The following is a 22,673-nucleotide window of genomic DNA, read 5'->3' as shown; positions in this document are numbered from 1 at the left end:
ATTATGAAATTTATTGTTGGTAATTTGATTAATAATCTACCAAATATAAAAACTGGTCGTATATTAACAACACAGGAGGTTTTTACACATTTAATTGAGCAGGCTGTGCTAGCTGAAAATCTAGGGTTTGATGGATACGGCGTAGGAGAAAGACACGGTGCACCATTTTTATCATCATCTCCTACTGTGTTATTAAGTGCACTAGCGATGAAAACCTCAAAAATTCGACTATTAACAACCGTGACTGTGTTGAGCGTTCTTGATCCTATACGAGTTGCTGAGGATTATGCAACGCTGGATCATTTATCAAAAGGACGATTAGATGTCGTTATTGGCAAAGGGAATGACCCTAGACACTATCCTTTATTTGATGTCAAAGATGAGGATCAATGGGCAGCCTTAGCTGAAAAATATGAGCTTTTAAAACGCTTATGGAACGAAGAAAATATAAGCTGGCAAGGTAAGTTTCGTTCGAAAATTGATTCTGTAACGACTGAGCCTCGACCTTATCAGCAACAGATACGAATTTGGCATGGCAGTGCTTCAAGTGAACTATCAACAGAACTAGCAGCAAAAAACGGAGACCCTATTTTTTCCTCCAATACTTTTCATGAATTAGAAAAATATCAAGCCCTTATAGACCATTATCGTAGCTGTTTAGATCATTATGGTTTTGATCCACAGCAGGCTGTTGTAGGTGCGGGTGCGAGAGGTTTATACATTGCTAATACAAATGAGGAAGCGATTGAGAAGTATCGACCTTATTATGAAGGTTTTATGAGCACTGAAGCCTCCAAGGTGAATAATTCGCCATTCAAAAACCTAGAGGACCATATTGAGCGTGGCTCCGCTTTAGTTGGTAGTCCAGATGCAATTATTGAAAAAGTCATCAAGTATCATCAAGCTTTTAAGCATCAAGTCCAGATGCTTAGTGTGGAAGGGCTTGAATTGTCTGAGCAAAGTGAACAATTAGAGCGTTTTGCAACTGAAATCATGCCTGTACTCAAAAAAGAGCTACCAAGCACGATTTGGGACCAAAACAAAGCATTCACACTGCAATAAATACTACTTTTCAACTAAGTTTACAATGATAAAAGTGAGGGATAATATGAAAAAAATTATATTTTTAAGTTTGCTATTATTAACGTTGCTTCTAACGGCTTGTGCAGGCACTGAAAAGCTTGAAGGAGATACGAGTAAAAATGATACAGCACAGAGTGGAAAGGATGTTCAAAAAATTATTGTAGGTACAGGTACACAATTTCCGAATATCTGCTTCTTAGATGACAAGGGAAATTTAACTGGTTATGATGTGGAGCTTGTTCGCGCAATTGATGAGAAGCTACCAGAATATGAGTTTGAATTTAAGACAATGGAATTCTCAAATTTATTACTAAGTTTAGAAACAAGAAAAATTGATTTTATTGCCCATCAAATGGAAGTCAATAGTGAGCGCGAGGAGAAATTTCTATTTAATAAAGAGCCTTATAATGTATTTCCATTAAAAGTAACCGTTAATGCAAAAAATAATGATATTCAATCAATTGATGATTTAAAAGAAAAAAATGTGAGTGTTTCTCCAACAAGTAATTCAGCAGTCTTTATTGAGAAATACAATAAGGAACACGATCTAGGTGCTAATCTCGTCTATTCATCAGGGTCAGTGGATGTAAATAATCAACTTGCGACAGGTCGGGTGGATGCTATTATTACAACGCCTTTTGCTGTGAAGTATTATAACGAAAACAATGAAGCACAGCAAAAGGTAGTGGGAGACGCATTATTAAATTCAAAAGTGTATTTCTTATTAAATAAAGATGAGGTTACCCTACAACAACGCCTTGATGATGCTATTCGTGAATTGAAGGAGGATGGCGTTGTTAGTGAGCTAAGTAAAAAGTGGCTAGGTGATGATTATACGGTAGACTTTTAAAAAATCAGAGAGGATGAAGGAAGTATGGCAAATGACTTTGACATCGTGCTGATAGCAAAAGTACTTCCAATATTACTGCAATATTTACCAGTAACATTTGAAATTTTAGTGTTTTCTATTCTTTTTGGGATGCTGCTTGGTATAGCTATCGCTATACCGAAGCTGCTCCATATCAACGTTTTGAGGCAAATAATAACAGTCTATATTTCGTTTATTCGTGGCACACCGATATTGGTACAATTATTTCTAGTGTTTTATGGTATACCCGCATTATTAAAGATTGTGCATATTGATGTAACTAGAATGGATGCCATGTATTTTGTCATTATCACCTACACCTTAAGTAATGCTGCTGCATTTGCAGAAATTTTTAGAGCCTCCATTTTAACGGTGGACCGAGGGCAAATAGAGGCTGCATATTCAGTTGGCTTAAACGGTAAGCAGGCGTTTGTACGGATTATATTTCCTCAGGCTCTTCGTGTTGCCTTTCCAAATATAGCGAACACAATGATAAGCTCCTTAAAAGACACTTCGCTCGCATTTTCAATTGGGGTCATGGATATGGTCGGGAGAGGAGAGACGCTTATTGCCTCCACGACAAGAGCGCTAGAAATCTATTTAGCACTCTCTATTGTCTATTATGTCATTGTGCTGCTGTTAGAAAAGGTATTAAAGAGCAATGAGCGCTATCTTAATCGCTATATGCCGAAGGAAGCTGTATCTAGCTAGGAGGTAAGAGTTATGACCATAGATTTTGCATTTATTTTCGAAGCTTTTAAAGAAATTAGTAAGGTATTGCCGTTAACCTTATTTATGACAGCTACACCTGTCTTACTGGGTATTCTCATCGGTGTCATTGTTGCCTTTGTTCGAATTCAGCAAACTAAATTTTTTGCACCGTTATTAAATTTTTATGTGTCTTTTTTTAGAGGTACACCTATTATTATGCATATAATGCTCGTTTATTTCGGAGTACCTATTATAGTGGATGTCCTTGCGAAAGCATTAAAGCTAAATATTCAATCAAGCTCGATCCCCATATTATTTTTTGTTTTACTTGCTTTGACATTGAGCGCAGGTGCCTACGCCTCCGAAATCATTCGATCAGGAATTTTAAGTGTACCTAAGGGGCAGCTAGAGGCAGCTTATGCAGTTGGTTTAACATTTTCACAGGCAATGCGTCGGTATATATTACCTCAGGCATTTAGTAAATCTATTCCTAATTTCACCAATGTATTTATAGGCTTTTTACATGCTACATCGCTTGCTTTTTTTCTTTCAGTGAAAGAATTAACAGGTGTAGCAAATATTGTAGCCTCTATAAATTTGAAATTTTTGGAGGCATTTATCGCTGTCGGTCTTATTTATTGGGGTGTTTCAGCCATCGTTGAATGGCTCGCCCATCGCCTTGAAAAAAGAGTAACTTTCTATAATAAAGGAGGCATTTGACGAAATGCCTGTAAATTCGTTTGACAAAAAGAAAGGGGAATAAACAATGACAGTAGTGGAAATAGTGATTGAACAGTTGAAAGAGGAAGACCATGCACGTTATTTAGAGGTTCTTGTAGAGAGCTATTCACAGTATGAGAAAGAATACAATAACCCTGAAGATTGGGCTTCATATTTAAGTGCTATTCGTGCATCTGTAGGCAATCCTGATGCTGAAACAATTTTAGTGGCAAAGCGGGGAAATGAGATTTTAGGAGGGCTTCAGCTATTTACGGATTCTGAAAAGGCTTATGGTTTGCCAGAGCTTACTATACATTCTACCATTGTACGTTTACTTGGCGTACACCCTCAGGGAAGGGGATTAGGCATTGCGAAAAAATTATTACATGAAAGCTTTGCCTTCGCACGCGCTCGTCAAGATCAAGCTTTATATTTACATTCGGGCGATATCATGCAGGTTGCCATCAACCTTTATTTATCATTAGGCTTTGTACGTGATGAATCTAAGGATTTTCGTAAAGGAGATACGCTAGTAAAAGGCTTCCGTTATGATTTGTAATAAAGAGTTCAGTTTCGTACAAATACCTCATTTAAAAGATTATTGACTCGGTATTGCTAGACCGCTTTTTCAGAGCCTGAAGTTTTGATTTTAGATGAACCAGAACCCCATTTGGATTTTTAAAAACAAAAACGATGAGCTAGGGAGCGTGAGATTACTTGTATCCTTTTCCCTAACCATGTGTTTTATCTAGCGCATCAGATGTTAATGATGGCGAAAGATGACAAAGGGAAGGATTAAGGGATATTTTGTAGTATGATTAAAATATAAAAGTTGAAGAGGACGATGATACCACGTAACAGAGTGTGTCAATTGTTCTAGCAATCTTTAATAAAAAAACACGATTTCGTCTTCATGACGAGATCGTGTTTTTTGCAAGATTACATAGTGAAAATTTTCCCTGGGTTCATAATATTATGGGGATCGAGTGCTGCTTTTATACTCTTCATAACGGCTAAAGAGGTACCGTGCTCAGTGGCTTGGTATTTCATTTTGCCAATGCCAACACCATGCTCGCCCGTACAAGTGCCACCTCGAAGTAAAGCATATTGGACGATCTGCTCATTGAAGCGATCCGCTTTTGCCTGCTCCTCGGCATCATTTGGATTTAACATTAAAAGTGCATGGAAATTTCCGTCACCCACATGGCCAACAAGCCCGCCTGCTAGCCCAACATGATCAAGCTGTTCACGCGCATATAAAATGGTTTCAGCAAGCACAGAGATTGGTACACAGACATCCGTTGACATAAGCTTCTTACCAGGATAAGCATGAATATAGGCATAGGCCAAAGAATGACGTGCTTCCCAAAGCTTATTACGAGCAGCATTGTCTTGTTCAAATTCAACGGATAGACAGCTAAAATCCTCAAATATTTCTGTAGCAAATGCGATGTCTGCGTGCATACCCGCTTCATTTCCGTGGAATTCTAAAAATAATGTTGGTTTTTCGCTATAGGAAGTATCGTTATAGATATTGGCTTGTTTCATAGAGGCTTCATCGACCAATTCTACTCGACCAATTGAAATACCAGCCTGTAATAAGGCGGTAACGGCACTGACAGCATCGCCAACTTTGTCAAAAACAGCTCGCCCCGCCGTCACAAATTCAGGTATACCATAAACTTTTAACGTTAACTCCGTAAAGCAGCCGAGTGTTCCTTCTGAGCCGACAAATAGGCCATTTAAATGATAACCAGAAGAGGACTTCGCGGCTAAATTGCCCGTATGGATGACAGAGCCGTCTGCAAGGACAACCTCTAAATCACGAACTTGATCACGCATAACTCCGTAACGCACAGCAGTCGTACCACTAGCATTTGTCGCAGCCATGCCACCTAGTGTTGCATCTGCACCTGGATCTACTGTGAATTGTAAACCATGTTTTTTTAACTCCTTATTTAATTGAGAGCGTGTGACGCCAGGCTGAACTTTTACAAGAAGGTCGTCAGGTCGAACTTCTAAAATAGTATTCATCTCAGAGAAATCGATAGAAATACCATGTGCAATGGGAATCGCGTTTCCTTCTAGGCTGGAGCCAACACCGAATGGTACAACTGGTACACGTTGTGCATGCGCAATTTTTAAGATCGCACTGACATCGGCTGTGGAACGGGGAAAGACAACGATATCAGGTAAGCTCATCATATGATGAGATTCATCCTTCCCGTGTAGCTGTCGTACCGTTTCGTTTGTTGACACTTGTTCTTCTAATAAAACCTGTTTGAGTTGATTGACAAGTAATTCTACTGCAACAGTCATTCCAATCCCTCCAAATTTTCTGATAAATAAAACTTTAACACGCATTTATTGGAAATGGAATGCACTGTTCATTAAAAATCAGTTAGCAAATACTTTTTCTAGCTTTTGAACAAATTCATCCTGTTCAGATGGACTGGATTGCTTCCACCATTTTTCAAAAAACACCCCAAGCCCTGGCAGTAAATGCTCTTCTCCACGATTAATGGCATCTTCCACAATATCTTTAAATTCTGCGGCAGATTGACCATGTACATTCGCTGTAATTGCGTCTCTTATTTGGAAATTCAACTATATCGCCTCCTTAGTAGTAATTTGTCCAACTATCGTTTAAATATGTATGAAATACCAAAGAAAATAGATGATTTTTGCCATAACCTAAGGGAATTTTGACTAAATATGACAAGCATTTTATTCATTATGCACAATGTAATGATGAAAATGACTATTCGCTTCAAGTAACGTAACGATCTAAGATTATGTCACCTAGGAATATTGGACTGTGCATAGTCGATAGGAAGAGTAGAATGTCCATTCAAAACGATCAGAATCTCTCATCGACACAATCTTTTGAAGAAATTTTAGAGGCTGTGCAACCAATGATTACTACCATTCTTACACAGCTTCATATTTACAAGGATTTTGATTACTATCGTCATATTGCTTCCATTGCTGTATGGAGGGCATGGCTAAAAGCAGATCCAGCTAAAGGACAGTTTTCCGCTTATCTTTATTCTTGGATAAAAGGAGAGATTTTAAATGAATTATCAAAGGAAAAAAACTATACAGAAAGAATGACAGTTGTTGATGATGAAACACTCAATTATATTCTTAATGAGCTGGAGGAAAGGGATAATCAAAAAAATCCTAGCTCCCTTGAAATCATGTTGTCCCAGTTAAAGCAAATAGAAAGGAAAATATTACTCCTTTATTATGCAGAAGATTACAGTGATCCAGAAATAGCCAATGCGCTAGGTCTATCTGTTGCTGCTATTAAAAAAAGAAGGGTTAGGCTCGTCCAGAGGCTGAAACATCAACTTTTCAGAGTGGAATAAAGCACTAAAAATATCAAAAGTATGCTAATATTGAAATAAAATGAATATTAGCATACTTCACATGGATGCATACAAATTCCGATAAAAGTGTTATGATTTGTAAGAAGTCAAAGAAATATACAATTAAAAATTGATTATTCGATATAGATAGATAAAATTTCCTAGTGAATGTTTATATAGTAGTATGGAGGGTTTGGAGTGGAGAGATGGTTTAATCAGATAGAGAAAAAAGAGATTTGGTACATGGTATTACCATTATTACTTGTCATACCATTATTAAGCTTTAGCAATCAAATATATGGTGTTTTCCAGGGTGGCATGTATCAAGATTTAAAATTGGTGATACAAGTTTTAATCATTGTTTTTACAATGGCAATTGCGATCCAATCCTATTTAGTATTTTCACACTTATTATCCAATCAAACTTTATACATAGGAAACATGTTTTTCATTATTGCCTTACTAGAATTAGTCAGCTTGTTCTTTAGCCAATCTAGTGAATGGAGCTTTTTGGACGAGCCCTTACATATATTGATGCGTTTGTATCTATCCATTGGTTTTTTACTAATTATTTTATACCCTAAAAAGCGATTAACCATGAATCATCGGATATTGACATATGGTAGTTCTGTGCTTTTCGTACTAGGAACTGTTTTTCTAGCGTATATATTGCCAAAATATTGGTTCGATTATATTGATAATATGGTACACTTATTTGCTATTATTCTTCAAATTATAACCATTGTTATAGTTAGTAAATATGTGGAAAAATTACCGAAGCGTTCTATGTGGCTAATCAGTGCCGCTATTTCTCTTATTGTAAGTGATGTCTTCTTTATTGTTAGTCAAGATCAAAATGCAATATGGGATTTCTCGGCATTGATCTATCAGTTTTTAGCATTCTATTTTTTCTTAAAGGCGATTTATTACACATCTGTGGAAAAACCATTTCAGCAGCTGTTGAAAATTAAGAAGGATCTTGAACAATCTCAACAGGAACTTCGATTTCAAGCTTATCATGATGACATTACACTGCTGCCAAATGAACATTTATTACTTAAGACGTTAAAAGAAAATTTACATGATAATAAAGCACAAAAGGCTATCATTGCCATAGAAATTGATCGCTTTGCGGCGATTCGTTCTTCCATTGGGATAAGCAACTCTAATAAAATGATGAAGCTTGTAGCAGAGCGTATACAAGCGATCGTACCTCCTCATTATTTTGCCACTAAACTTCGTGAGGAACAATTTGTTATTTATATTAACCATGTAAAGACCATCGAAGAATTATTACAATTTTGCTTAAATCTCAAAAGTGCCATGACAGATCCTTTACAGGTACAATTATTTTCATTGAATGGCAATTTAAATATAGGGATTGCGCTCTATGAAGATAAAGGGACGGGTGAAGAGCTATTAATGCATGCTCAGTTAGCGATGCAAGAGGCTAGACAAATACCTCAAAGATTTCTTTTCTACAAGCCCTATATGTCTAAAGGCATTGCAGATCGAATTTTGTTAGAGCAAGACTTACATAATGCGTTAGCCAATAATGAATTTTATTTAGACTATCAACCACAGGTAAACTTAAAAACAGGCACAATTGAATCGGTCGAAGCATTGGTACGCTGGCGTCATCCAACGCGTGGCTTTGTTCCACCTGATGTTTTTATTCCTATTGCTGAAGAATGTGGCCTTATTATCCCGCTAGGTAAGTGGATATTAGAAACCGCATGCACACAAGCAAAAACATGGGAGAAACAAGGCTTACCTCCGATGAAAGTGGCAGTGAATTTATCACTTGGACAATTATTTCAGCAGGATTTAGTAGAAATGGTACAAGAGATTTTACAACGTACCAAATTGGATCCGAAATTTTTACAATTAGAAATTACGGAAAGTATGACGATGAATATTGATCAAATGACGCAGCTATTACATGAGTTAAAGGCATTAGGTATTCAAATTGCTGTAGATGATTTTGGAACAGGCTATTCCTCTCTATCTTATTTAAAGGAATTCCCAATTGATTGCTTAAAAATTGACCGAACTTTTGTGAGAAATGTGCCGCATAATCCAAATGATGAAGCACTTGTTTCCATGATTATTTCAATGGCTAAACATTTGCGTTTGAATGTTGTGGCAGAGGGCATTGAAGAAGTGGAACAGTTATCATTTCTAATAGATGGTGGCTGTGATTATATTCAAGGCTATCTATTCAGTAAGCCCATCTCTCCACAGCAAATAACGGAAACCTATAAAGATTTACACCATCGTGTGGATGAAGTGTTAACACAGCTTCAATATATTGACGATTATATTATTTAAAAAAGAACCTGCTTATTGATATTGAATAAGCAGGTTCTTGCTGTTTAGTGAACGAGATATTCTTCCTTTAACTCGGATATAGCTACTTCAGACCGCTCTTCTAAAGAACGGCGTAGGTGAACGGTCGCTGTTTTTTCATCATCATGAAGTTGATCAATCCAGATGGAAACGCCATTATAGCTCACTTCAAATTCTAACGGTGAGGCGACAATTTCTTGTGCTCGCTGAAAATCCAACTGAAGCCCCCCTTATTTTTTCTGCTTATTCTTATTTTGCGTGACTGTATTAATTAGCTCCATAAACTCTTGAGAAAATTCCTCACTCACCTTATTTGGTGCAATTTTTTGGTTTTTTGGTGTTTGAGGTAACGAGCCTTTATTATTGCTTTGACCTTGTTTATTGTCTCTTCCCATGTGAGTTGCTCCTTTCCTGTTGATATCATTTAATATGGCTTTGAAATGAATTTTTTATCCCGTCATCACAGATAGCACTTCACATGGAAAAGTCGCATAGCACTTTGTTTTTTGAGAACAATAATGAGCATTAAGATTTTTTAACAGAAAAATTATCGTTTAATAAAACCCAATTTTGAGGGAATGGGAATCCTAGTGCCCAATAACTAATGCCTCGCAGGTTATACTGTTTAGTCAGGTCAAATTTCGCTTGTGCACTTCTCGCGTCTTCAAACCATACCTCATGATTCCTTCCTTGCTCATCAACATATCGATAAAAAGGAGATTGTGCAGTTGGATCAAATTGGATTGTTGCCCCGTATTTGATGGCTCGATTGAGAGCTTCCTGAGGACTAAATGTTTCGGCTTCTTGGCCTTTGACATGAGGTAAGAGCCAATCACGCGCATACAACTCAAAACCCAATAAAATTTTATCGGCTGGTATTTCAGTTAAAGCATACTCCACAACTCTTCGCATTTCATTAATGGGGGAGATGGCTTGTGGGGGTCCAAGGCGATATCCCCATTCATAGGTCATTAATACCACAAAATCAGCTATTCTCCCATGTGCCTCGTAATCATGCGCTTCATATAATGTTCCAGTTTGTGAAGCACTTGTTTTAGGTGCAAGCGCTGTTGACACTAAATAGCCCTTTGGATGAAGTGTATCCACAGCTAATTGAATAAAGGCATTGTAATTTTCGCGATCAGCTGGCAAAACATTTTCAAAATCAATATTTAATACTTGGTACCCTTTATCTTGCATCACCTGTAACACACTATTCATGACCTTTTTCCGGAGCTCTGCATTGGACAAGACGACATGTGCTAAATTAGAGCCTTCTTCTGTAGAAGTAAAATTAGTGAGCGTTAACATAGGGATGATATGTTTAGCTTTTGCTGCCGCTATCATGTTTTCATCATTGATGGGCTGTAATGTACCATCTTCCTTCATCTTATAAGCAAATGGACTAAAATAAGTGAGTAGATGACCAACAGCATTAATGGAATCTACAGCTTCTTCAGAAGGCTGGTAGGAATAAGCATTGACCTCAATCATCGGTAATTCTCTTGGGATCATCAATTGAGCGCCCACATAAAGCATATTGGGGTTGTTTATTTGATTTTCTACAGCAATGGCTTGAATAGTCGTACCATATCGATGTGCTATTTGCCATAAAGTTTCTCCTGGCTGCACGATATGAACAATGGGTGGAATAATTAATTTCGTTCCTGGTGTTAATTGATCGGGATTAGTTAGATGATTCTCTAATATGATAGATTGCAAGGGAACGCTAAATTTCTGTGCGATGGACCATAACGTATCTCCCTTTTGAACCGTATACATTGTATAAGGAGAAGGGATAACCAGTGATTGTCCGATGGCTAGTTGATCGGGAGTAGCTAATGCATTTAATTGACTAATAGATTGAACAGGTACAGCATAACGATTGGCGATTTGCCACAGTGTTTCGCCAGCACTCACTACATGAATAAGCATAGAACACCTCCAACACAATATTATTAGTGCATCATATGTTTCAATTGTGAAAATGAGTATTTTAGTGTGTGTCCAATAAAATAGTTGAAACTTCAAATTCTTTTTAAATGAGTTGCATAGGATAAGTATCATTATGAGAAAGGGGCTTGATATTGAAAAAGGCAAAGCTCACGGGTAGAATCGTGACTCCTGAAGATTCGGATTATGAACAAGCGAGAACGAATAATAATTTAAATAACCCCAAATATCCGAGTGTCATTGTGTTTTGTCAAGAAACGAAAGATGTGGTTAATGCATTAAAATGGGCAAGAGAAAACAATGAGACTTTTAGAATTCGAAGTGGTCGTCATAGCTATGAAAATTTTTCTTTAGTAAATAAGGGTCTTGTCATTGATGTAAGTGATATGAATAAGGTTTCGATTAATCTTCCAGAAATGACAGCTAGGATTGATGCTGGAGCCAATATGGGAAAAGTCTATCGTACATTATGGGAACATGGTGTCACCATTCCTGCTGGCACAGAAAGTAGTGTTGGGGTGGTCGGATTGACCCTTGGTGGGGGTATTGGGATGTTATCACGTCCATTCGGTTTAACTTGTGACAATCTCATTGAAATCGAAACGGTGGTCGCTAGTGGACATGAAGGTGCTCAGGTAATCAGAGCAAATAAGCAACACAATAATGATCTTTTTTGGGCAAGTCGTGGTGGCGGTGGTGGCAATTTTGGTATAGTCACTTCATTGACATTCAAGTTACATGCGATTAATGAGGTATCACTCTTCTCCATTACATGGGGATGGAATGATTTTGAAGTGGCCTTTGATGCATGGCAAAAATGGGCTCCTTATACAGATAAGCGTCTGACTTCACAGATTGAGTTAAAAACAAAGGAAGTAGGTGAAATCGTTGCACAAGGTGAGTTCATAGGATCAGCAGCTGAATTAAAGAAGTTGCTTCGCCCTCTTAGAAAGGCAGGTTTGCCAACAAGTATTTGGATAAAGGAAGTGCCATATATCAAGGCAGTAGAATTTTTTGATTTACCTAGCGGCAACCAGCCCGCCCTTCGAAAAAGATCAGGGTCATTTTTGGAAAGACCGTTTCCATATAAGGCGATTAAGCGAATGAAAGAATTTTTAGCTCATGCACCTAATTCAAATACAACGATCTGGCAACAATCTTTAAGAGGAGCGGTCAGTGAAATTGTTCCAAATCATACAGCCTATTACTATCGCAATGCGTTAATAGCGCAAGAATATAATACTTCCTGGGAAAATTCGAATGAGGAAGAACAAAATATGAAGTGGGTAGAAAACTTACGACGCGCTTTATCACCTTATACGTCTGGTGATTATGTGAATTTTCCAGATCGATTTATTCAGGACTGGCATACAGCCTATTACGGTCGCAATTTTAGAAGGCTGCGAGAAGTGAAAACAAAATATGATCCGTATAATGTCTTTCAATTTCCACAGAGTATCCCATCTATTAGAAAGTGGCTGTAGACTGAGTATTGAGCAGAGTGCAGAGACATTACTGCTCCTTTTTGTTTTTCATGTTTTAGCTTGATAATTACTGTATAAGGGGTCACAATAAACCTATTACATATATTTCTAAAAGGAGTAATTAGAATGGAAAATATTGTTGTTCGTAATAATGTAAAAGTATTCGGACAAGGAGACCAACCGATTATTTTTGCACATGGATTTGGCTGTGATCAAAACATGTGGCGTTTCATTACGCCTGCATTTATGGACAAATATCAGATTATATTATTCGATTATGTCGGCTCAGGTAACTCAGATATAGGTGCCTATTCATCTGAAAAATATCAAACATTACAGGGCTATGTACAAGATTTATTGGACATTATTGAAACGCTATCATTACAAAATAGTATTTTTGTAGGGCATTCCATTAGTGCCATGATAGGACTGCTCGCATCTATCCAGCATCCTAATTATTTTAAAAAGTTGATTATGATTGGTCCTTCTCCATGTTATTTAAATGATGATGGTTATCAAGGGGGATTTGAGCGAAGTGATATTGCGGAGTTATTAGACATGATGGAAATGAACTTTGCAGGTTGGGCTAGCTATATGGCGCCTATTGCAATGAGTAATCCTGAACAACCAACATTAACACAGGAATTGAAGCAAACCTTTATAGCAGCAGACCCTATCATCGCAAAAGAATTTGCTGAGGTAACATTCTTATCTGATCATCGAAGTGATTTATCAAAGGGAACAGTTCCTTCGTTGATTATCCAATGCTCGGAAGATAGTATTGTGCCAATTGGTGTTGGAGATTATTTACATCAGCATCTCAAAAACAGCACGTTGCAATTAATGAAAGCGAAAGGACATTATCCGCATATTAGTCACCCGAATGAAACAATACAGTGTATTACAGATTTTTTGTAGGGAACAATGAAAGGATTGTCAACAATGGACAAACGACTCAATAACGCACCATGTGGTTTTCTTTCCATCACACATGAAGGGCTTATTTCAGAAATCAATCAAACCCTGCTAGATTGGCTCGGCTATGGACAAGAGGAATTATTACAAAAGCATCTAGAAATTCTTCTATCTACGCCCAATAAGATGATTTTTCACTCTTATTTTTATCCTACGATTAATTTAGAGGGACAAGTAGAGGAATTATTTATTCATCTCAAACAGAAGGACGGGATGTCAGTTCCATTTTTAATGAATGCTAGATTGTACACGGAGGATAGGGTAGAACGAATTGATTGTATTCTAGTAAAGATGAAAAAGCGCATAGATTATGAACAGGAATTACGATCAGCCAAAAAACTACTGGAGGCTGCCTACCAAGAAAAGGATCAAGCATTAGCTAATTTGGAGCAAATTTATGTAGAAATAGAACAACAGCAGGCGAAATTATTAGAGATGAATGCTGCTTTAGTAGAATTATCGATGACAGATAAACTGACTGGTTTGAAAAACAGAAGATTCTTCCAGGAAAAACTTGAACAACATTTCAATTATTTTCACGAGACGGCAGAGCCTTTTTCGTTATGTATTTTAGATATCGATCATTTTAAAAAGGTTAATGATACATACGGTCATCAAGTTGGAGACGATGTCCTTGTTCAATTGGCGCAGCTATTACAGCAACAAGTACGAACAGAAGACACCGTCGCTCGTTACGGGGGTGAGGAGTTTATCATCATCTTACCCACGACCGAGAAAACTGTGGCAAAAGAAATCGGCGAACAAATTAGACACACCGTGGAGCAGGATGATTGGCCAACAGGTTGTATTACGATCAGTATGGGGATTGCCACAGTAACGTCAGAAGATACAGACACGACATTCATAAAAAAAGCAGACGAAGCATTGTATGTATCGAAAGCGCATGGACGAAACCAAGTTACCCATTTTCATGAAATGAAGTGAATAACTTTTATATTTCGACTAACAATTTTTGAATGGAAGGCAGATCTGCTGGAGCAAATGGAAGGTCGAGCAATTGCTTGCGGGGAACCCATCTTGCTTCAGCATGTTCCAATATTTGGGGTGTACCTTTTATAATAGAAGCTTTGTATGTTTCTAAGTGAACGAAAAATTGCTCGTATTCATGGAGGGTTATTTCAACTAGCTCACCTACTTGAATCGTACAGTTAAATTCCTCAAGGATTTCACGATAAAGCGCCTGTTCTGGTGTTTCACCTTGCTCTATTTTACCGCCAGGGAATTCCCAATAATTTGCTAGTACCATTTGTGGATTTCTTAAAGCACAGAAAATTTCTTGTTGCTCATTTTCAATGATGGCTCCGACTACATGTATCGTTTTTTTCATCTATTTTCCTCTCTCCTTGTTTTAATTAGATGTGTATGATTATAGCATGTTTAATTGGTTCTTCACTTGCCACCAAAAGAAAATAACAGTTTTCTCACTTAGCTATGAAATTTGCCATTTCCTAAGGTATAATAGTGGTCAATATATAGGAAAAAGGCGGTAAGAGGTAGCGATGAAGAGAATCGAATCTACGCAAAATGCGTTAGTGAAATATTGGAAAAAATTAGCGACGACAAGAAAAGAGCGTGAACGTTCAGGTGAATTCCTTATAGAGGGCTTTCATCTTGTTGAAGAAGCATTAAAAAATAAAGAGCAAGTATTACAAATTATTGTACGTGAAGGTATAGATTTGCCAATGTTGTGGCCAATTGATGATGTAGCTATTGTAGAAGTATCGACAACGGTAGCGAAAGAATTCGCAGAAACAGAAACTTCTCAAGGTGTTTTTGCTGTATGCAAACAGCCAGTTTTAGAGGATAAGGTGATGACCACTTGGCGAAAAGTGTTATTAATTGATGCTGTCCAAGATCCTGGTAACATTGGAACAATGATTCGTACAGCAGATGCAGCAGGTTTAGATGCTGTAATTTTAGGAAAAGGCAGTGCCGATCTTTATAATCCTAAAACACTACGTGCTGCCCAAGGCTCGCATTTCCATATTCCAGTAGTCCGTGGGGATTTAGCTGAATGGGTAGATTTACTTCAGGATCAAGGTGTACCCGTATTTGGCACCGCTTTAGATGAGGAGGCAGTGCCGTATAGCGACATTCAACATACGGGTGCATTTGCGATTATTATGGGGAATGAAGGAAGTGGCATTCAGCCTCAAATATTAGCAATGACAGATCAAAATATGATTATTCCTCTTTTTGGACAGGCTGAATCATTAAACGTTGCAGTGGCAACAGGTATTGTTTTATATGGCTTTGCCAAGTAATTGACAGATCTTTGTGGGATTCAGGCAGTTGTCTCTTGATTTGCTACAGTTCATTATTGTATAATCTATTCTAAAATGTATGTTTAAATAGTAAATGCTTTGACCGGGAAGTAGTAAAGATTGTGAATGGACAACAGGGAGCGTAGGCCAGAGATTGAGAGCCAACGCCGTACCAATACAGTTTTGAATTCAACCTGCGAGCAGCTACCGGGACCAGCGTCATGCTGTAAAGGTGAGCCGGCTTTATCAAGTCGTTATGTCAATGAAGTGATTGTAAGGCGCTTGCCTTGCGATAACTAGGGTGGTACCGCGAATATGTCCTCGTCCCTTTTTTAGGGGCGAGTTTTTTTATGCCTAAAATGCAGGCATTTATTTTCTAAGGAGGTTTTAACATGGAAGAGCAATTAAAACAATTAGAGCAAGAAGCACTTGCTAAAATTGAAGCAGCTGCAAATTTAAAAGAATTGAATGAAGTACGTGTTGCATATTTAGGAAAAAAAGGACCTATCACGGATTTACTAAAAGGGATGGGAAAATTATCAGCTGAAGAACGTCCAAAAATGGGAGCTTTAGTGAATAATGTTCGTGAAAATGTAACAGCAGTATTAGAAACAAAGGTAACGGTTTTAGAAGAAGCGGCCATTGCTGAAAAATTAGCAAGTGAGTCGATTGATGTCACATTACCAGGTCGTGAAATTAAAGTAGGGAACCGTCATCCTTTGACGCGTGTCATTGAAGAAATAGAAGATTTATTTATCGGAATGGGCTATGAAATTGCTGAAGGCCCAGAGGTTGAGAAGGACTACTATAACTTCGAAGCACTAAATTTACCAAAAGGGCATCCAGCTCGTGATATGCAAGATTCATTCTATATTTCCGAGGAAATATTGCTCCGTACGCATACTTCACCAGTACAGGCCCGTACAATGGAAGCCAAAAAGGGTGAATCGATTCGTATTATTTGTCCTGGTAAAGTATTCCGCCGTGATAATGATGATGCAACACACTCACATCAATTTATGCAAATTGAAGGTTTAGTCATTGGCGAAAATATTCGTATGAGTGATTTAAAAGGGACATTAGATACTTTAGCGAAAAAAATGTTTGGCGCAGACCGCGAAATTCGACTTCGTCCGAGCTTCTTCCCATTCACTGAGCCATCTGTAGAAATGGATATTTCTTGTTTCAAATGTGGTGGTGCGGGCTGTAACGTATGTAAGAGCACAGGCTGGATTGAGATTTTAGGAGCAGGTATGGTGCATCCAAACGTATTAGAAATGGCTGGTTATGATCCGAAGAAAGTTTCTGGTTTCGCATTTGGTATTGGTGCAGAGCGTATTGCGATGTTGAAATATGGTGTTGACGATATTCGTCATTTCTATACAAGTGACACTCGCTTCTTATCACAATTCGAACGAACAGAAGCGTAAGGGGGATAAAACATGTTAGTATCATTAGAATGGTTAAAAGATTATATCAATACACAGGACTTAGCGCCTGAGCTATTAGCAGAAAAAATTACACGCTCTGGAATTGAAGTAGATGCAGTCATCGATCGGGCTAACGCTATGGATAAAGTTGTAGTTGGTTACGTTGTGTCTAAGGAAAAACATCCAGAGGCTGATAAATTAAATATTTGTCAAGTTGATGTTGGAGAAGCCGAGCCACAACAAATTATTTGTGGTGCACCAAATGTCGATGCTGGCCAAAAAGTCATTGTTGCTCGTCCAGGCGCCAATTTACCAGGTGGCATTAAAATTAAAAAAGCAAAACTTCGTGGCCATGAATCAAACGGGATGATTTGTTCCTTACAAGAGCTTGGAATCGAAGGAAAGCTTGTTCCTAAGGCATACTCAGAAGGCATCTTCGTCCTACCAGCAGATGCAGAGGTAGGCTCAGATGCACTGGCTATTTTAGGCTTACGTGATACAGTGTTGGAATTAGGACTAACACCAAACCGTTCAGATGCCCTTTCGATGCTTGGTGTAGCCTATGAAGTAGGTGCCATTCTTTCAGAGGAAATCAAATATCCAGAGATTGCCTATCAAACTGCTAGTGAAAAAGCACAGGATTACCTAAAGCTTCACGTAGAAGATCTACAAGCAAATCCAATGTATGTAGCAAAAGTGGTGAAAAACGTAAAAATTGGTGAGTCCCCAATGTGGCTCCAAAATCGTTTAATGGCAGCGGGTGTACGCCCACACAATAATGTGGTGGATGTAACCAACTATGTATTGATGGAATATGGTCAACCACTGCATGCTTTTGACTATGATAGCCTAGCAACAGGTGAAATCGTTGTTCGTAAAGCAACAGAAGGTGAAAAAATTACAACATTGGATGACCAAGAACGCACATTAAAAGCTTCAGATTTAGTGATTACGAATGGCAAAGAACCAGTAGCGATTGCCGGTGTAATGGGTGGTGCTAATTCTGAGGTAACAGATTCTACAACGACTGTTGTCATTGAATCAGCCTATTTTGATGGTTTAACAGTGCGTCAAACATCTCGTCATCTTGGCCTACGTTCAGATGCATCGGCACGTTTTGAAAAAGGGGTAGACCCGAACCGTGTCTTACCTGCAGCTGAACGTGCTGCCGCTTTACTTGCTGAATTAGCTGGCGGTGAAGTGTTAGAAGGTACATGTTTAGTAGATGAATTAGATAAAACCCCAGCGCGAGTAGTCGTTTCCCCAGATTTTATTAATGAGCGCTTAGGTATGAAGATTGCATTAGAAGATATGCTTTCTATTTTAGAGCGTCTAAAATTTGGTGTAGAGGCTGCAAACGGTTTATTAATTATTGATGCACCAACACGTCGCCAAGATATTAAAATTGAAGAGGATATCGTCGAGGAAATTGCTCGTCTTTATGGTTATGATGAAATCCCAATGACATTGCCAGAGGGTGCAACACAAGTAGGTAATTTATCACCTTACCAAGCAAATCGCCGTGTAGTTCGTCATTACATGGAAGGGGCTGGCTTATATCAAGCGGTGACATATTCATTAACATCCGATGCATTGTCACAACGTTTTGCCTTGAAAGCAGAGCCAGTAACTCGTTTACTCATGCCGATGAGTGAGGAGCGCTCTACCTTACGTCAAAGCCTTCTTCCACATTTAATCGAAGCAGCTGCGTATAATGTAGCACGTCAAGCTGAAGGCGTGGCTTTATATGAAATTGGTTCAGTGTTCCTTGGTCAATCAGACGAGGGGCAACCGTATGAGGAAGAGCATGTGGCAGCAGTACTAACTGGCAAATGGCTAGACCATGCTTGGCAAGGCGAGAAAAAAGCCGTAGATTTCTTTGTGCTAAAAGGTATTGTCGAAGGTGTCATTGGCAAACTTGGCTTAGAAAATCGCATGACATTTGTGAAATCACAAGTGGATGGCTTACATCCAGGACGTACGGCTAGCATTTTATTAGATGGCGAGCAAGTCGGCATTATCGGTGGACTTCACCCAGCAGAGCAAAAAGCATGGGGTGTAAAAGACACGTATGTAATGGAAATGAATTTAGTGGCTCTGTTAAATGCAACGGCACAAGAAGCACCACTTGCCTACACACCAGTGCCTCGTTTCCCAGCTATGTCTCGTGATATCGCCCTTATTATGGACCGTGCAACAACAGCGGGCGAAGTAATGGAAGCTATTGACGCAGCGGGTGTGAAATTATTAAAAGATATCCGCGTATTCGATGTTTACGAAGGAGAGAAAATGGAACTAGGTAAAAAATCGGTTGCCTTCTCTCTCACATACTTTGATCCAGAACGTACTTTAACGGACGAAGAAGTAGTGGCCGCACATAACAAAGTGTTAAAAGCCATTGCTACGATTGCAGGTACAGAAGTACGCTAATAGATGTGAAAAAAGACTGTCTAACGAGGCAGTCTTTTTTTGTTTGAGAATGTGAAGGTGAATGTGATTTGAGAGAGGGTGAGTCTGCTCAAAAGAGAGTGAGAGGTGATCCCGAAAGTGTGGAACCCGCTCAAAAGGAAGTGAGAGGTGATCCAAAAAGAGAGGAATCCGCTCAAAAGAGAGTGAGAGGTGATCTAAAAAGTGTGGAACCCGCTCAAAAGAGAGTAAGAGGTGATCCAAAAGGTGAAGAAGCCGCTCAAAAGATAGTGATTCTAAAAGAATCGAAGCTACTAAAAATATAGAATGAAAGATATCCACAAAAAATTATTAAAAAACTATATTTAGAGCAGCAAAGTTGATCAAATAAATAGTTTCACAAATAGTCTAGGAATGGTTAATTTTCCTTGCTATAGTCTTTTAAAAAGGAGTGTTGAGATGTTTATTAAACCGTATGAGGAAGCAAAAATGACATTAGGTTTGCGGGCTTTAGTTAGAAGACTCCCAGCAAAAAATCCTTTATATGATCAAATGGCAAGGGAGCTATTACAGGCTGAAGCAGGGGAATATGGTGAAAAATATATTTTGAAACAACTGGAGAAATTATCTTTTACGAAGAATTTTCAAGTTTTACATAATATCACTATTCAGCATCCATTCTCATTACAATTAGATGTTGTGGTGATAACGCAATATGAGGTAATAATTATTGAAAGTAAGAATATTCGAGGGGACGTGGAATTAAAAAACCGACCACGTCAAATGATTCGGACTCTTGATACGGGTGAACAGCGCGTATTTAATCATCCTGAAGTCCAACTTGAGGAATATGTATATAATTTAAAGGACTTTTTCAAGCAACACCAAATTGAAGTACCTATCAACGGTATCATTGTTTTTCCTTTTAATAATGCTCGAATCAATTATGAGGATGGATTATTTCCAGTGTTAATGGCAAGAGAGTTAACGAGCTTTTTGCAACAACGTCCAATGAAGTCAAAAACTATAGATTGTCAATATATTAGTGCATTACTTGTGCAACACAACAAACCGTATGAGGGCTTCCCGCTTTGTCGTTACTATGGGATAGAGGTTGATGCGATTCAAACCGGTGTGATCTGTCCAAAATGCGAATTTGGACAGATGCATTGGTTGAAGATGAAGTGGACCTGTTCTAGCTGTCTTTATTCTAGTAAAAATGCACATTTATCTGCTCTACAAGATTATGGAATGCTCATTAATAAAAATATTACGAACGCACAAGCACAGCGTTTTTTACAGTTAAACAATCGCCATACGATAAAAAGAATGCTAATGGCTAATTGTTCTCGGAAAACGGGAGTAAAAAGATCAAGAGATTACCAAATTTTTTTATGACGTTAATAAAAATGCTAGAAGCGGTTTATCTAATTGGAGGCCCGCTCTGAAAGGTGCCTGAAGCGCTCACCCCAAATAGGAAACCGCTCTAACTTAGTAACGAAGCGCTCAACCCGAGTAGAAAGGCGCTCTAACTTAGTAACGAAGCGCTCACTCCAAGTAGAAAGGCGCTCTAAAAAGGTAACGAAGCGCTCACCCCAAGTAGAAAGGCGCTCTAAAAAGGTAACGAAGCGCTCACCCCAAATAGGAAACCGCTCTAACTTAGTAACGAAGCGCTCAACCCAAGTAGGAAACCGCTCTAAAAAGGTAACAAAGCGCTCAACCCAAGTAGAGAGGCGCTCTAAAAAGGTAACGAAGCGCTCGCTCCATGCAGAAAAAAGCTCCAAAATGTATCTGAAGCACTCACGCTTCTCAGGAACCCTAAAAAACCCTCACCTTACTTAACTCTCACAAAAGTACCTCACCATTTTAAACAACCAATAATACTATTTATTTCATCTTCCATGCTTTATCGATATGGGCAAAAGGCCATTTTGTTATGGAGCGTAGAAATTCTTCGCCTTGATTACGCCAGATTTGAGCTGCTTGCATATCTACCGCACCATTTTAAGCCACCATTAATACTATTTATTTCATCTTCCGTGCTTTATCGGTGTTGGCGAAATGCCATTTTGTTATGGAGCGTAGAAATTCTTCACCTTGATTGCGCCAGATTCGAGCTGCTTGCATGTCTACCTTGTTAGAAGCGCCCTTCATTAATGTAAGCCCTGCGATGTCACTCAAACGGTCCATTTCCTTTAAAAAGGTAGCACGAGCTAAAATAGATGCTGTAGCCACAGCTACATGTAGTTGTTCTGCTTTGGTAGAAAAGTAGACGTTTTCTTGTACAAGCTCACGTTCATTTTTTAAGTAATTATAATAAACACCACGTTCGGCAAACTGGTCAATTAAAATAAATTCAGGTTTTACAGGTGCCATTTTTGATAGCGTGTTTTGTAGAGCCTTGTTATGCATCATAGCTTTCATCTTACCTTGGGAATAGCCTTTCGCTTGTAAGCTGTTATATTTCTCATTGCGTAAGACGAGGACACTATGGACACAGGCTGCACGTAAGTCAGGTGCAATTTTTCGCATATAATCATCTGTTAGCATTTTTGAGTCTTTTACGCCAAGCTCATTGATGAGTTCGATTTTGGAGGTAGGCACATATACTGCTGCTACTGTGATAGGACCAAAATAATCACCTGTACCTGTTTCATCTGAGCCTAAGACAGACATGGTTGCGAAATTGTTAGGCAGTACATCACCTTTTGCCCCGATAGCTGAGGAGGACGAGGTAGCTGTTTTTTCAATAGTTCCCCAACGCGCCGCCTCGCGTTCAGCACCGCCCCCTTGGAACATTAATTTTCCTGATTTATACATAGTTATGGCTGTATCTGGTAGTTTTGCAGCAAAAATGACACCAGGTGCCTTTCGCTCTATAAAATGTGTTGCATAGTAAGTCATCACCTCTTTTTGAATATTTGTTGAAATGGAAAGCACAATATTTGCCATTTAATCGTTCCTTTCTGTCCTCATTGTTCACAATTTTATACCTTTCATGGTATGATAATAAATAGCTTTTTTGTGTGATGGTGCTC

General features: G+C 38.5%; 21 protein-coding genes. 14 read left to right on the top strand and 7 right to left on the bottom strand.

Features of this window, described 5'->3' with window-relative positions:
* Positions 1-3: 3 nt before the first annotated feature.
* The 5 genes from MHB65_RS17465 to MHB65_RS17445 are packed head-to-tail and all read left to right on the top strand — an operon-like array spanning position 4 to position 3,941.
* The gene (locus MHB65_RS17465; protein ID WP_342441183.1) at positions 4-1,062 is read left to right on the top strand and encodes an LLM class flavin-dependent oxidoreductase; all 1,059 of its coding nucleotides are present in this window, start codon (positions 4-6) and stop codon (positions 1,060-1,062) included.
* Positions 1,063-1,108: 46 nt separating this feature from the next.
* Positions 1,109-1,933: a transporter substrate-binding domain-containing protein gene (locus tag MHB65_RS17460; RefSeq protein WP_342441182.1), complete on the top strand. Its 825-nt coding sequence runs from the start codon at positions 1,109-1,111 to the stop codon at positions 1,931-1,933.
* 24 nt (positions 1,934-1,957) lie between these two features.
* Positions 1,958-2,662 carry an amino acid ABC transporter permease gene (locus MHB65_RS17455; protein ID WP_342441181.1) on the top strand — a complete coding sequence of 235 codons (705 nt, stop codon included), beginning with the start codon at positions 1,958-1,960 and terminating at the stop codon, positions 2,660-2,662.
* A 12-nt stretch (positions 2,663-2,674) separates the two neighbouring features.
* Positions 2,675-3,382, top strand: coding sequence for an amino acid ABC transporter permease (locus MHB65_RS17450; RefSeq protein ID WP_205444890.1), 708 nt, complete (start codon positions 2,675-2,677; stop codon positions 3,380-3,382).
* Positions 3,383-3,428: 46 nt separating this feature from the next.
* Positions 3,429-3,941 (top strand): GNAT family N-acetyltransferase, encoded by a 513-nt coding sequence (locus tag MHB65_RS17445; protein ID WP_205444888.1) that lies wholly within the window; start codon positions 3,429-3,431, stop codon positions 3,939-3,941.
* A 380-nt stretch (positions 3,942-4,321) separates the two neighbouring features.
* On the opposite strand, the gene MHB65_RS17440 is transcribed toward MHB65_RS17445, so the two are convergent.
* Both MHB65_RS17440 and sspI read right to left on the bottom strand, forming a co-directional pair.
* On the bottom strand, positions 4,322-5,701 hold the full coding sequence (locus MHB65_RS17440) for an FAD-linked oxidase C-terminal domain-containing protein (protein WP_342441180.1): 1,380 nt from the start codon (positions 5,699-5,701) through the stop codon (positions 4,322-4,324).
* A 78-nt stretch (positions 5,702-5,779) separates the two neighbouring features.
* Complete coding sequence (gene sspI, locus MHB65_RS17435) at positions 5,780-5,989, bottom strand: small acid-soluble spore protein SspI (RefSeq protein ID WP_004226361.1); 210 nt, start codon at positions 5,987-5,989, stop codon at positions 5,780-5,782.
* Positions 5,990-6,225: 236 nt separating this feature from the next.
* Between sspI and MHB65_RS17430 the strand changes: the two genes are divergently transcribed.
* Entirely contained in the window at positions 6,226-6,753 is a 528-nt protein-coding gene (locus tag MHB65_RS17430) for a sigma-70 family RNA polymerase sigma factor (protein ID WP_342441179.1), read from the top strand.
* Between the two features lie 198 nt (positions 6,754-6,951).
* On the top strand, positions 6,952-9,084 hold the full coding sequence (locus MHB65_RS17425; protein WP_342441178.1) for an EAL domain-containing protein: 2,133 nt from the start codon (positions 6,952-6,954) through the stop codon (positions 9,082-9,084).
* Positions 9,085-9,128: 44 nt separating this feature from the next.
* On the opposite strand, the gene MHB65_RS17420 is transcribed toward MHB65_RS17425, so the two are convergent.
* The 3 genes from MHB65_RS17420 to MHB65_RS17410 form a co-directional block, all read right to left on the bottom strand.
* Positions 9,129-9,320, bottom strand: coding sequence for an H-type small acid-soluble spore protein (locus tag MHB65_RS17420; RefSeq protein WP_004226369.1), 192 nt, complete (start codon positions 9,318-9,320; stop codon positions 9,129-9,131).
* A gap of 12 nt (positions 9,321-9,332) precedes the next feature.
* Positions 9,333-9,497, bottom strand: coding sequence for a YfhD family protein (locus tag MHB65_RS17415; protein ID WP_004226371.1), 165 nt, complete (start codon positions 9,495-9,497; stop codon positions 9,333-9,335).
* A 130-nt stretch (positions 9,498-9,627) separates the two neighbouring features.
* Positions 9,628-11,037 (bottom strand): LysM peptidoglycan-binding domain-containing protein, encoded by a 1,410-nt coding sequence (locus MHB65_RS17410; RefSeq protein WP_342441177.1) that lies wholly within the window; start codon positions 11,035-11,037, stop codon positions 9,628-9,630.
* Positions 11,038-11,189: 152 nt separating this feature from the next.
* Between MHB65_RS17410 and MHB65_RS17405 the strand changes: the two genes are divergently transcribed.
* The 3 genes from MHB65_RS17405 to MHB65_RS17395 all read left to right on the top strand — a co-directional run bounded on the left by MHB65_RS17405 (position 11,190) and on the right by MHB65_RS17395 (position 14,459).
* Positions 11,190-12,539 (top strand): FAD-binding oxidoreductase, encoded by a 1,350-nt coding sequence (locus tag MHB65_RS17405; protein ID WP_342441176.1) that lies wholly within the window; start codon positions 11,190-11,192, stop codon positions 12,537-12,539.
* A gap of 126 nt (positions 12,540-12,665) precedes the next feature.
* Positions 12,666-13,457 carry an alpha/beta hydrolase gene (locus MHB65_RS17400; protein ID WP_342441175.1) on the top strand — a complete coding sequence of 264 codons (792 nt, stop codon included), beginning with the start codon at positions 12,666-12,668 and terminating at the stop codon, positions 13,455-13,457.
* 24 nt (positions 13,458-13,481) lie between these two features.
* The gene (locus MHB65_RS17395) at positions 13,482-14,459 is read left to right on the top strand and encodes a sensor domain-containing diguanylate cyclase (RefSeq protein WP_342441174.1); all 978 of its coding nucleotides are present in this window, start codon (positions 13,482-13,484) and stop codon (positions 14,457-14,459) included.
* Positions 14,460-14,466: 7 nt separating this feature from the next.
* Here MHB65_RS17395 and MHB65_RS17390 read toward each other — a convergent pair whose 3' ends face one another.
* Complete coding sequence (locus MHB65_RS17390) at positions 14,467-14,862, bottom strand: (deoxy)nucleoside triphosphate pyrophosphohydrolase (RefSeq protein ID WP_342441173.1); 396 nt, start codon at positions 14,860-14,862, stop codon at positions 14,467-14,469.
* A 172-nt stretch (positions 14,863-15,034) separates the two neighbouring features.
* On the opposite strand from MHB65_RS17390, the gene MHB65_RS17385 reads away from it, so the two are divergent.
* From MHB65_RS17385 to MHB65_RS17370, 4 genes are all read left to right on the top strand, one after another.
* Positions 15,035-15,799 (top strand): RNA methyltransferase, encoded by a 765-nt coding sequence (locus MHB65_RS17385; protein WP_342441172.1) that lies wholly within the window; start codon positions 15,035-15,037, stop codon positions 15,797-15,799.
* 392 nt (positions 15,800-16,191) lie between these two features.
* Positions 16,192-17,229, top strand: coding sequence for a phenylalanine--tRNA ligase subunit alpha (gene pheS / locus MHB65_RS17380; RefSeq protein ID WP_205444872.1), 1,038 nt, complete (start codon positions 16,192-16,194; stop codon positions 17,227-17,229).
* Between the two features lie 12 nt (positions 17,230-17,241).
* On the top strand, positions 17,242-19,659 hold the full coding sequence (gene pheT, locus MHB65_RS17375) for a phenylalanine--tRNA ligase subunit beta (RefSeq protein WP_342441171.1): 2,418 nt from the start codon (positions 17,242-17,244) through the stop codon (positions 19,657-19,659).
* A gap of 435 nt (positions 19,660-20,094) precedes the next feature.
* A complete protein-coding gene (locus MHB65_RS17370; protein ID WP_342441170.1) occupies positions 20,095-21,033 on the top strand; it encodes a nuclease-related domain-containing protein in 939 nt (312 codons plus the stop codon).
* A 627-nt stretch (positions 21,034-21,660) separates the two neighbouring features.
* Here the strand turns inward: MHB65_RS17370 and rnhC are convergent.
* Positions 21,661-22,587 (bottom strand): ribonuclease HIII, encoded by a 927-nt coding sequence (gene rnhC, locus MHB65_RS17365; protein WP_342441169.1) that lies wholly within the window; start codon positions 22,585-22,587, stop codon positions 21,661-21,663.
* Positions 22,588-22,673: the final 86 nt, after the last annotated feature.

This window comes from Lysinibacillus sp. FSL K6-0075, from assembly GCF_038592945.1.
Classification (GTDB): Bacteria; Bacillota; Bacilli; order Bacillales_A; family Planococcaceae; genus Lysinibacillus; species Lysinibacillus fusiformis_F.
The sequence above is the reverse complement of the archived record's forward strand: the minus strand, read 5'-3'. Positions and strand labels throughout refer to the sequence as shown.